The 11,285-nt window shown below is 62.9% G+C and carries 11 protein-coding genes; 3 read left to right on the plus strand and 8 right to left on the minus strand.

Features of this window, described 5'->3' with window-relative positions; genetic code table 11:
* Positions 1-111: 111 nt before the first annotated feature.
* The 7 genes from glpE to QMX89_RS10600 all read right to left on the minus strand — a co-directional run bounded on the left by glpE (position 112) and on the right by QMX89_RS10600 (position 7,680).
* Positions 112-432 carry a thiosulfate sulfurtransferase GlpE gene (glpE, locus tag QMX89_RS10570; RefSeq protein ID WP_049862412.1) on the minus strand — a complete coding sequence of 107 codons (321 nt, stop codon included), beginning with the start codon at positions 430-432 and terminating at the stop codon, positions 112-114.
* A 28-nt stretch (positions 433-460) separates the two neighbouring features.
* On the minus strand, positions 461-1,342 hold the full coding sequence (locus tag QMX89_RS10575) for a symmetrical bis(5'-nucleosyl)-tetraphosphatase (RefSeq protein ID WP_282348102.1): 882 nt from the start codon (positions 1,340-1,342) through the stop codon (positions 461-463).
* Positions 1,342-1,722: a Co2+/Mg2+ efflux protein ApaG gene (gene apaG, locus QMX89_RS10580; protein ID WP_049862410.1), complete on the minus strand. Its 381-nt coding sequence runs from the start codon at positions 1,720-1,722 to the stop codon at positions 1,342-1,344. The genes QMX89_RS10575 and apaG overlap by 1 nt, the downstream gene beginning before the upstream one ends.
* Positions 1,723-1,828: 106 nt before the next feature.
* Positions 1,829-2,635 carry a 16S rRNA (adenine(1518)-N(6)/adenine(1519)-N(6))-dimethyltransferase RsmA gene (gene rsmA, locus QMX89_RS10585; RefSeq protein WP_056845315.1) on the minus strand — a complete coding sequence of 269 codons (807 nt, stop codon included), beginning with the start codon at positions 2,633-2,635 and terminating at the stop codon, positions 1,829-1,831.
* Positions 2,635-3,621, minus strand: coding sequence for a 4-hydroxythreonine-4-phosphate dehydrogenase PdxA (pdxA, locus tag QMX89_RS10590; protein ID WP_282348103.1), 987 nt, complete (start codon positions 3,619-3,621; stop codon positions 2,635-2,637). The genes rsmA and pdxA overlap by 1 nt, the downstream gene beginning before the upstream one ends.
* The gene (gene surA / locus QMX89_RS10595; protein WP_177327982.1) at positions 3,618-4,946 is read right to left on the minus strand and encodes a peptidylprolyl isomerase SurA; all 1,329 of its coding nucleotides are present in this window, start codon (positions 4,944-4,946) and stop codon (positions 3,618-3,620) included. The genes pdxA and surA overlap by 4 nt, the downstream gene beginning before the upstream one ends.
* Complete coding sequence (locus QMX89_RS10600) at positions 4,921-7,680, minus strand: LPS-assembly protein LptD (protein WP_282348104.1); 2,760 nt, start codon at positions 7,678-7,680, stop codon at positions 4,921-4,923. The genes surA and QMX89_RS10600 overlap by 26 nt, the downstream gene beginning before the upstream one ends.
* A gap of 130 nt (positions 7,681-7,810) precedes the next feature.
* Between QMX89_RS10600 and QMX89_RS10605 the strand changes: the two genes are divergently transcribed.
* The 3 genes from QMX89_RS10605 to QMX89_RS10615 are packed head-to-tail and all read left to right on the plus strand — an operon-like array spanning position 7,811 to position 10,249.
* Positions 7,811-8,824 carry a phosphotransferase gene (locus tag QMX89_RS10605; protein WP_282348105.1) on the plus strand — a complete coding sequence of 338 codons (1,014 nt, stop codon included), beginning with the start codon at positions 7,811-7,813 and terminating at the stop codon, positions 8,822-8,824.
* A complete protein-coding gene (murU, locus tag QMX89_RS10610; protein WP_282348106.1) occupies positions 8,821-9,480 on the plus strand; it encodes an N-acetylmuramate alpha-1-phosphate uridylyltransferase MurU in 660 nt (219 codons plus the stop codon). The genes QMX89_RS10605 and murU overlap by 4 nt, the downstream gene beginning before the upstream one ends.
* Position 9,481: 1 nt before the next feature.
* Entirely contained in the window at positions 9,482-10,249 is a 768-nt protein-coding gene (locus tag QMX89_RS10615) for a DnaJ domain-containing protein (protein ID WP_122743244.1), read from the plus strand.
* A 32-nt stretch (positions 10,250-10,281) separates the two neighbouring features.
* On the opposite strand, the gene QMX89_RS10620 is transcribed toward QMX89_RS10615, so the two are convergent.
* Positions 10,282-11,226, minus strand: coding sequence for an alpha/beta hydrolase family protein (locus QMX89_RS10620; protein WP_282348107.1), 945 nt, complete (start codon positions 11,224-11,226; stop codon positions 10,282-10,284).
* Between the last annotated feature and the right edge of the window lie 59 nt (positions 11,227-11,285).

An 11,285-nucleotide genomic window follows, 5' to 3' on the forward strand; every position in this document is an offset into this window, starting at 1 on the left:
GATGCGCAATTAAGTGTCGGCAAGGCTTTGCGCCGATGCCGGGAAGGCCCGTGGGGCGCGGCGTCGGCGCACGAAAAAAAAATTCGTCGCGCCTTGCCCGCCGCCGAGGATTCAGGCCTGGCTGGTTTCGCTCGGAAAGGTGGTGCGCCACAACTCGAAGCCACCATCCAGACTGTAGACGTCGGAGAACCCTTGGCTGACCAGATAGGCGGCGGCGCTCTGGCTGGAGTTGCCGTGGTAGCAGACCACGACCAGCGGTTTGTCCAGGTCGGCTGCCTTGATGAAATCGTGCAGCGAGTGGTTGTCCAGGTGCGTGGAGTCGGTGATGTGGCTGGCCGCGAAGGTCTGCGGATCGCGGATGTCGACCACCACGGCGCCCTGTTCGCGTAGGCTGTGGGCTTGTTGCGGAGGGATGCGTTGGAATTCGGTCATGGGCAGGCTCCTGGGCTGGGCATCCATTCTAGCGTTTGTCGCCGGGGGGAGGGAAATCTGCCGCAGGCATCGGTTTGGGTGCAATTGCCCCGCCCTGGTCGGTGCATTGGCATGACAGGCGCACGCCACTGTCGACGTCGAGCAGGGTCATCGCGCCGCCCCATACGCAACCGGTGTCGAGCGCGAACACGCCCGGCGCGTCACAGCGACCTTCCAGGGCCGCCCAATGGCCGAAGATGATCTTGAGGTCGCGGGTCTTGCGCTCCTTGTGCGCGAACCAGGGCGCGTAACCGGGCAGCGCGGTGTCGGCGCCTTCCTTGCCTTTGAGGTCGAGCTTGCCGTCGGCGGTGCAGAAGCGCATGCGGGTGAAGTAATTGGTGATCACACGCAGACGAGCGGCGCCCTGCAGTTCCTTGTCCCACTTGTTCGGCTCGTTACCGTACATGCCATCCAGATAGGGCTGAAACAGGTTGTCGTCACGCAGAGCCGTCTCGACTTCGGCGGCCAGGCGCAGGGCCTTGCGCAGCGACCACTGGGGCGGAATCCCGGCATGAACCAGAACGGTATTGCGTTGCTCATCGTAGTGCAGCAGCTTCTGGCGGCGTAGCCAGTCCAGTAGTTGCGGGCCGTCTGGCGCTTCGAGGATCTCGCGCAGAGTATCGCCGCGCTTGAGTCGTTCGGCGTTGTGGGCTACCGCCAGCAGGTGCAGGTCATGGTTGCCCAGCACGCAGACCACCGACTCGCGTATGGCATACAGATAGCGCAGGGTTTCCAGCGAGCTCGGTCCGCGATTGACCAGGTCACCCACTAGCCACAAGGTGTCTTTCGTCGCGTCGAAGGCGACCCGTTGCAGCAAGCACTTGAGGGGTTCCAGACAGCCTTGCAAGTCACCGACTGCGTACACCGCCATCAGTGCAGAGCTCCCGGCACGGCGAGGCGAAACGGCGCGATTACGGCTTCGAACTGCTTGCCGTCCTCAGCTTGCATCTGATAACTGCCCTGCATGTTGCCCACGGTGGTGGCCATGACCGTACCGCTTGAGTAGGTATGACTCGCGCCTGCAGCAATAAGTGGTTGCTGGCCGATCACGCCCGGACCACGGACTTCTTCGACCTTGCCATCGCCATCGGTGATCACCCAGTGTCGTGATAGCAAGCGAGCGGGCAGTTGTCCGTTGTTGAGCACAGTCACGGTATAGGCGAAAGCAAAACGATGCTGCTCGGGTTGGGACTGTTCGGGCAGGAAACGGGTCACGACGCTGACGTCGATCTGATAGCGAGGATCGGACATGCAAAAGGCCTTGAAAGCGAGAGCGAATGTAGCCGGCGTCGGCCGGTTCAGGTCAGTCTAGGTCAAATAGAGGGCCTGTGGACCACCGGGTGGTCCACGTTAGAGGTCAGAGCGCGTCGCTTCGTTCGGCCAATTGATCGGCCAGGCGTACGAAAGCCGCCAGGTCGAGCTGCTCGGGCCGCAGGCTGCCGTCGACGCCGGCCGCTTCGATCGCCTCATTGGGCAGCAACGCCTTGAGGGTATTGCGCAAGGTCTTGCGGCGCTGGTTGAAAGCTTCGCGGACGACACGCTCGAGCAGGCGGTGATCCTTGGCCGGGTGGGGCAGGGTGGTATGGGGCACCAGTCGCACGATGGCCGAATCGACCTTGGGCGGTGGATTGAACGCACCGGGTCCGACGTTGAACAGGTGTTCGACGCGGCAGTGGTACTGAACCATGATCGACAGACGACCCCAGTCGCCACCGCCAGGCCCTGCAGCCATGCGCTCGACCACTTCCTTCTGCAGCATGAAATGCATGTCGCGAATCAGATGGGCGTTGTGCAGCAGATGGAAGATCAGCGGTGTGGAAATGTTGTACGGCAGGTTGCCGACTACGCGCAGGGTAGCGGGCTCGGCACCCAGACTGGTGAAGTCGAACTTCAACGCGTCGCCCTGGTGCAGACGGAAGTTGTCACGGCCTGCGAACTGCTGATTGAGAATGGGCACCAGGTCCTTGTCCAGTTCCACGACGTCCAGTTGCGCGCCGCTGCCCAGCAGGCCTTCGGTCAGCGCGCCCTGGCCCGGTCCGATTTCCAGCAGGTGTTCACCGGGCTTGGCATGGATCGAGCGAAGGATACGGTCGATAACGCCGGCGTCATGAAGAAAGTTCTGACCAAAGCGCTTGCGCGCCCGGTGTTGGTATTGCTCGGTCATTAAAATGTCTCGGCCATTCGATAGGCGGTGTCGAGGGCGACGCGCAGGCTGCCGGTATCGACCTTGCCGGTCCCGGCCAGGTCGAGGGCGGTGCCATGGTCCACGGAGGTGCGGATGATCGGCAGCCCCAGGGTAACGTTGACCGCCGCGCCAAAGCCTTTGTACTTGAGTACGGGCAGGCCCTGGTCGTGATACATCGCCAGCACCGCGTCGCAATGCTGCAGGTATTTGGGAGTGAAGAGCGTATCGGCAGGCAGTGGCCCGCGCAGATCCATGCCCTCGGTGCGTAGACGCTCCAGGGTGGGCTCGATGATGTCTATTTCTTCGCGACCCAGGTGGCCGCCCTCGCCGGCGTGCGGGTTGAGGCCGCAGACCAGGATGCGCGGGCGAGCCAGGCCGAATTTGCCCTGCAGGTCGGCATGCAGAATGCGCGTGACCCGCTCCAGGCGTTCGGCGGTGATTGCGTCGGCTACGTCGCGCAGCGGCAGGTGAGTGGTCACCAGCGCCACGCGCAGATCGCCGGTGGCCAGCATCATCACTACCTGTTCGGTCGCGGTGAGGTCAGCGAGGAATTCGGTATGCCCGGAAAACGCGATGCCACCGTCGTTGATAACACCCTTGTGCACCGGCGCGGTGATCATGCCTGCGAACAGACCGTCGAGACAGCCTTGGGCCGCACGGGTCAGGGTCTGCAGCACGAACGCGGCATTGGCTGTATCCAGCTCACCTGTACGCACAGGCGCGCCCAGCGGTGTATCCCATACGTACAGGCTGCCAGCGGGCGCAGGATGGTCGGGGAGGGCGTCGGCATCGACTGCCAGCAGACTGACGGCCAGCCCCAGTTGCGCGGCCCGCTCGGCGAGCAGGTCACGACTGGTGATGGCTATCAGGGGATGAGGCTGGGATTGCGCGGCGAGCAGCAGGCACAGGTCAGGACCTATGCCCGCCGGCTCGCCGGGCGTCAACGCGAAACGCTTGGGTGTCACTGTGCAGCCTGGTCGGCGCCAGGCAGCTTGATTTCAACGTAGGCTTCGTCGCGGATCTGGCGCATCCAGGTCTGCAGCTCTTCGTCGTATTTGCGGTTACGCAACACGTTCATTGCCTGCTGATCGCGGGCCTGCTCGGTGTTGTCGGTCGCGCGGCGGCCGAGTACCTGCAGAACGTGCCAGCCGAACTGCGTCTGGAATGGACGCGAGACCGATTCCACTGGCGTCGAGGCCATGGTTTCGCGGAACTCAGGTACCAGCGACTGTGGGTTGACCCAATTCAGGTCGCCACCGTTGAGTGCCGAGCCTGGATCTTCCGAGAAATTCTTCGCCAAGGTGGCGAAGTCTTCGCCGTTCTCGATGCGCTCGTACAGTTTGCGCGCCAGCTCTTCGGTTTGCGCCGGACTGCGAATCTCGCTCGGCTTCAGCAGAATGTGGCGTACGTGCACTTCGTCGACGGTCTGGACGCCGCCGCCGCGCTTGTCCAGCACCTTGAGGATGATGAAGCCCACAGGCGTGCGCACTGGTTGCGTGACATCACCAACCGGCATGGTGCTCAGCATGCGATCGAAAGGTGGTGGCAATTGCGCCGGCTTGCGCCAGCCCATGTCGCCGCCTTCGAGGGCGTTTTCGCTCGACGAGCTGGCAATGGCCAGCTTGTTGAAGTCGGCACCCTGCTTGAGTTGGCGATAGATGTCTTCGGCCTTGCTGGCCGCTGCCTGGATGGCCGCCGAACTGGCGCTTTCCGGAACCTGGATCTGGATGTTGGCCAGGTGCAGTTCCTCGGACAGCTGCATCTTGCCCAGGTCCGAAGCGAGGAAGTTCTTCACTTCCTGCTCCGACACCTGGATGCGCTCGGCCACGCGACGCTGACGCACGCGGCTGATGATCATCTCGCGCTTCACCTGCTCGCGCGCATCGTCATACGACAGGCCGTCATGCGCCAATGCGGCGCGGAACTGCGCGGTCGACATGTTGTTGCGCTGGGCGATGGTGGCGATGGCACCGTTGAGTTCTTCGTCGGTGATGCGAATGCCGGAACGCTCGCCGATCTGCAGTTGCAGATTCTCGACGATCAGGCGTTCCAGCACCTGCTGTTGCAGGACGCTGGCGGGAGGCACGCCACCACTGCCGCCACGCTTGGCGATGGTTTGCTGCACTTCCTTGACGCGCTGGTCGAGCTGACTTTGCATGACCACGTCGTTGTCGACGATGGCCACGACACGGTCCAGCTGTTGCACCGCGGCGTGCGCCGTGGTGCCCAGCAGCATGGCGCCCAGCACGACTGGGCGCAGCAGATCACATAGCTTGGTCTTCACGTTCACGATAACCTTGAATGCCCTTGTCGAGGAAACCCTCAACCTTATTGCCTACCACGCCACCGAGGCCCTTCAGCACGATTTGCAGGAAGATGCCATGGTCGCCTTTTTCGTTCTGCGGGGCGGCCTGGCTGTATTCGTCGTAGTCAACCCAGTAACGGTTGATCAGACGCATCTTCCAGCAGCAGTTGTCGTATTCGAAACCACCGAAGGCTTCCAGCGTGCGGTTGCGGTTGTAGTCGAACTGCCAGCGGCTGATGACGCTCCACTGCGGCACGATCGGCCACATGACCGAGAAGTCATGCTGCTGGATCTTGTAGTAGTCCTTCACGTAGTTCGGATCGCCCGGCTGACCGTAGTCGCCACCGAAGGTCCAGCGACCGGTCGCCGAATCGTAGTGCACGGTGTCGTCGCGGTAGCGATAGCCCAGGTTGACCACCTTGTTGGGGTTGTCTTCAGGCTGGTAGTGGAACATCGCGCTGCCCGAACGAGTGCTGCGGCTGTCTGGATCCCAGTTGAAATCCGAGCTGAAGCGCCAGTCGCGGTTGAAGCGGTATTCGTATTCCAGGGCGTACGGCGAAACGTTGGCCTGTGCATCGTCGCGGGTCTTGAAGTCGACGCCCGGCAGTTGCACTTCGCGATCCCGGAAATACAGGGCCTGACCGACGCTGACACGCTGACGCTCGAAACCGTTGTCTTCGATCCAGCGGCTGGTCACGCCCAGCGACAGCTTGTTCTCGTCGCCCACGCGGTCGGTACCGGTGAAGCGGTTTTCACGGAACAGCGAGCTGTAGCTGAAGGTAGTTTCCGACGTGTCGAACACGGGAATGTCGGTCTGGTCTTCCTCAGGTACATAGAGGTAGAACAGGCGCGGTTCCAGGGTCTGGCGGAAGTTGGTGCCGAACATCTGCGTGTCGCGGTCGAAGTACAGGCCGCTGTCGATGCTGGCGATCGGTACGCCACGGTTCTGCGAGCTGCTGAAACGCTCGTCAGCCAGCAGGGTGTTCTTGCCGCGGCTGTCCAGATCCAGGTCGTACTGGGTGTACATGTACTTGAGCGACGGACGCACGAAGCCCCAGTTCCAGTTCAGCGGGAGGGCCACACCAGGCTCCAGGTTCAGGCGGTTGCCGTTGGCGCGGGCCAGACCCAGAACGTTGTTGTCGATGCGATTCTCGCCGAAACCATCTTCGTTGATGAACGTACCGGTGCGCAGATCACGCTCGAAACGAACAATCTCGCTGTTGTACGTGAAGTCCAGACCACCCGGATGGTAAGGCAGTGCACCGTTGAAGGTGATCTGCGGCATGCGGTTGTACGGAGTGATGTCCGCCACGGTCGCCAGCTTGTACGCCTGAACGTTCAAGCGTGCGGTGTAGGTATCGCCACGATAGGTCAGGGCACCCTGCTGGTTGATCCAGTCGTGGCGCTCGACGCCGATCTGGTCGGACTGCAGGTCCTGGAAGTAGTAGGGATCGCTGATGTCGGTGTAGTCGACTTCGGTGGTCAGACGCGAATCCAGGCCGCCTTTGTGCTGCCAGTTGACCATCCAGCGGGTCTTGTCGTAGTCGGACTGCAGGCGGCGATCGTCGTTCTCGTCATTGAGGTACGCACCGCCGAACTGGCCTTCGCTGGTCTTGGTCAGGTAGCGGAATTCGCCTTCCATCATCACGCCGCGCTTGGCCATGTAGCGCGGATACAACGTGGCGTCGTAGTTGGGCGCCAGGTTGAAGTAGTACGGCGTGACGAGGGTGAAGCCGCTGTCGCTGTCGGTGGCGAAGGACGGCGGGAGGAAGCCGGACTGGCGACGGTCGTCGATCGGGAAGTAGATATACGGCGTGTACAGCACCGGAATATCCTTCACGCGAAGGGTGACGTTGGTCGCGGTGCCGAAACCGGTGGCCGGGTTCAGCGTGATGTTGTTGCCCTTGAGCTGCCAGGCGTTGCTGTCCGGCTCACAGGTGGTATAGGTACCGTCCTTGAGGCGGATGATCGCGTTTTCGGCACGCTTGGCGTACAGCGCACTGCCGCGGATGCGCGACTTGTGCAGCACGTATTCGGCGTTGTCGACCTGGGCCTCGCCGGTGTCGAGCTGGACCTGGGCGTGGTCGCCCACCACCAGCGCACCGTTGTCGCGCAACTTGACGTTGCCGTTGAGCTCGCCACGGTTCTCGGCCTGATGCAGGCTGGCCTCGTCGGCCTCGATCTGCATGCTGCCCTGGCGCATCACCACGTCACCGGCCAGCGAAGCGATCTGCTCTTCGGTCTGGTAGCGAGAAGCCTTGGCGCCGATGAAGGTCGGCGACTCGCTCTTGGGCGTGTTGTCGCTCATGCCGGGACGCACGGGTTCGATGTACGCACCGGAGCAGTACGGTCCGGTTTCGGCCAGTTGCGCGGCAGTCAGCTTGCTGCGCGGTACCCAGTCCAGGTGGCTGTAATCGGCACTGCGCGAGGTCAGGCCACGGCCCTTGCTCTGGGTGACGGCCACCGGGCCGACGGTCTTCTCTTCACGCGAAGAGCCGCCGCCACTGCCTGCCACCGCCGCGCCGTCGTGCACGGGGCGTGGCGGCAACTGCGCAGCCGGGGCCTTGGGGTTGCAGTCCCAGGCACCGGCAGCGGAGACTTGGCAGTCGAATTGCTCTGCAGCAAAGACGAACTGGGTGGCCATGGGTTGCATCACCAGCAAACCGCCAGTGACCAGCAACGGAAATTTTTTACGAAACGCGGGGGATTTCAATGCCATCTTATTAGTCCGGGCTTCCTGCGTGCCATCTTGCCCGCGGGGGGGCCGCACGCCTCTCGATGGTCTGAAAAAGATGCTGGATAATAAAGCATGACCCGCTTGACGGCTAGCGCCGTCGGAGACCCTTGCAATGCCTGATCAAGATGTACGCCTGCAACACCTCAAAACATGGCTCGACGAGCAACTGGAGAAACTCTTCCAGGCTCGTGAATGGGGCGCCGTACCCCCGGCCACGTTGACTGCGGCCAGTAGCGATGCCAGTTTTCGTCGATACTTCCGCTGGCAGGGCCTGGGTCGCAGTTTTATCGTCATGGACGCGCCACCGCCCCAGGAAAACTGCGCGCCGTTCGTGAAAATCGACGAATTGCTGGCGAGCGCCGGCCTCAATGTGCCGCAGATTCATGCCCAGGACCTGGAGCGCGGCTTCCTGCTGTTGAGCGATCTTGGCCACCAGACCTACCTGGACGTGATCGATGCGGACAACGCCGATGCGCTGTTCGCCGACGCCATCGATGCCTTGCTGGCACTGCAGAAACTACCGGCCAGCGGCGACCTGCCCAGCTACGACGTGGCGCTGCTGCGGCGCGAGCTGGAACTGTTTCCGGAATGGTACGTTGGCAAAGCCTTGGGCAAACAGCTGGACGCCGAGCAGCTGGCGGCCTGGCAGCGCGTGAGCACGCGCCTGATCGACAGCGCCCTGGCGCAGCCCAAGGTACTGGTGCATCGCGACTTCATGCCGCGCAATCTCATGGTCAGCGAGCCTAATCCAGGCGTGCTGGACTTCCAGGATGCGGTCTATGGTCCGGTTACCTACGACATCACGTGCCTGTTCAAGGATGCTTTCCTCAGTTGGCCCGAGGAACGTGTACAGGCATGGCTGCAGCGCTACTGGGAGCAGGCAGGCGAGCAGGGCATACCGGTGCAGCTGGACTTTGCCGAGTTCTGCCGTGCCAGCGACCTGATGGGCGTGCAGCGCCATCTTAAAGTGATCGGCATTTTCGCCCGTATCTGCCATCGTGACGGCAAACGCCGTTACCTGGCCGACGTACCGCGTTTCTTCTCTTATATAGAAACGGTACTGGCGCGGCGTCCCGAGCTGGCTGAACTGGGTCAACTGTTCAAAAGCCTTGGAGTGTCCTCATGAAAGCCATGATCCTGGCGGCAGGCAAGGGCGAGCGCATGCGCCCGCTGACCCTGACCACGCCCAAGCCGTTGCTGAGCGTCGGTGGCAAACGGTTGATCGAATACCACCTGCTCGCGTTGGCCAAGGCAGGCTTCAACCAAGTGGTGATCAATCACGCCTGGCTGGGCCAGCAGATCGAAGACTACCTGGGCGACGGCGCTCGTTATGGTGTGGCCATCGAGTATTCGCGCGAGACCGAACCGCTGGAAACCGGCGGCGGCATTCGTCAGGCGTTACCGCTGCTGGGTGATGCACCGTTTCTGGTGGTCAATGGCGACATCTGGACTGACTACGATTTCAGCCAATTGCGCGGCCCATTGGCGGGCCAGGCTCATCTGGTACTGGTCGACAACCCGGCCCAGCATCCGCAGGGTGACTTCACCCTGCTCGAAGGCCAGGTGCGCGACCAGCCCGGGCTGACCTACAGCGGCATCGCTGTGCTCGACCCCGAGTTGTTCGACGGCCACGGCGAAACCGCGTTCAAGCTCGCGCCTTTGTTGCGCCGTGCGATGGACGTGGGGCAGGTAACCGGCGAGCACTACCTGGGCCAGTGGATCGACGTCGGCACGCCGCAGCGGCTGAGCGACCTGGATCGACTCCTGGCCGAGCGGGGTTGATATGCTGTGGCCCGCAACGGTAGCCGGCGCAGCGGCAGGTTATGCCATCGCCGACATTCCAGGGGCGCTGCTGGGCCTGGTGCTTGGTCAGGTGCTCGATCGCCACCTCAGGTTGAAGACGTGGGGGGAGTTGCTGGATCGGCTCAAGGGCAAGTCGGTGCTGCGCGACGAAGAGTTGTTGTTCGTGCTGCTGGGTCGGGTGGCCAAGGCCGAAGGCCAGGTGGTGGCGGCGCATATCCAGCAGGCGCGCCTGGAAATGCGCTCTTTGAACCTCAACGAGCAGGCACGTCGCCGCGCCATCGGTGCATTCAATCGGGGCAAGGCGGGGGGTGATCAGTTGCGCGGGCACCTGCTGCGCCTCAAGCATCAACCCAATTCCGCCGAAGGCATGCTGCGTGCCTGCTGGCGGATGGTCTGGGCCGATGGTCGCGCCGGAACCGCTGAACGCGAGCTGGTGGTCACCTGGGGCAAGTGGCTGGGCTGGTCGTCGGCGCGGGTGCAGGGGCTGGGGCAGGACTACGAGCCGCGCCACAGACCGGTGACCAAGCGTGGCGGTGCCTACGAAGAGGCGATGCGTTTGCTGGGAGTGTCCTCGACCACCGAGCCGGATCAGATCAAACGCGCCTACCGGCGCCTCTTGAGCCGACATCACCCTGACAAGCTGGTAGGCAGCGGCGCAACTCCGGCGCAGATTCGCGAGGCGACCGACCGCACCCGTGAGCTGCACAACGCCTACAGCCTGATCCGCGAGCGTCGCGATCTGCGTTGATGGGCCCGGTCTGCTGGCGAGCGCGCAATCATCTACTGTGCGCTCAAGGCACCCTTGACCCGCCGGAACAACTGCTCGGCCTGTGCATCCCTGTCCGGCAGCGACTTGAGCGAAACCTGGGAATACACCGCGCCCTTGTTGCGCTTGCTGGCTTGCAGACGCAGTTGCGCAGCAGCGGCCGCCGCCTGACGATCGCTGTAGAAAATGTCCGTGGTCGGCACCTTGAGCAGTGCGGCCAACTCGTCGATCTGCTGGGGTGCATTGTCCGGCGTGCGCGTGTCCACCAACACCAGTCGCTGGACGTGTGCAGGTTGCCGTTCGGCCATGTAGCGGGTCGCCCAGTAGGCACCGCTGCCATGGCCCACCAATACGATGCTGCGCGAGTTGTGTTGCTGGGCAAAAGCGATGCCTGCTTCGATGCGCGCAAAGATGCGCTCGGCGTCCACCTTCATCGGGTCTTGCAACTGCACCTCGGGGCTGGCCGCTTCGGCATCCTGCGCTGTGGCCTTTTCCACCCCGGCGCCGGCATCCGGCGGCGTCGCCTGGGTTTCGGTAGTCACCGGCAATGGCGGCTTCTCGGCTGGCCTGGCCGAAGGCATCTGGCTGACCAGGTCCGGCAGGCTGAGGCTCAGGCTGTTGAACGCCGCGTCCGGCAACTTGCGCCGCAGCGGCCCCACGCCCTGCGGCCAGTCCGCGGTTTCCCCGGCACCTGGCACGATGATGACCGTACCCTGCGCATCGGCAGTATTGGCCGGACGCCACAGCGACAGAAACTCATCGCTGCCGGCCTGCAACTGTTGCTGCTCGCTGGCAGGCAGTTGACGTTCCAGGGCCTGGGCATCCTCGACGCTGCGCTCAGGCAAAGGTTGACGAACATCCGCCGCATCCTTCGCCGGTACGGCGTCCTCGGCCAGCGCAAGGCCGTGCAGCGGAACGAGCAATGCCAGACAGACCGCTCTGATGTGAACAGCTTTCATCGGTACTTTCCGTCCAGATCAATGATTCTTGTGTTCGACACCGGTTGAAATTCCAAGCC

This window comes from Pseudomonas sp. PS01301, from assembly GCF_029960215.1.
In the GTDB taxonomy this organism is placed as follows: Bacteria; Pseudomonadota; Gammaproteobacteria; order Pseudomonadales; family Pseudomonadaceae; genus Aquipseudomonas; species Aquipseudomonas coleopterorum.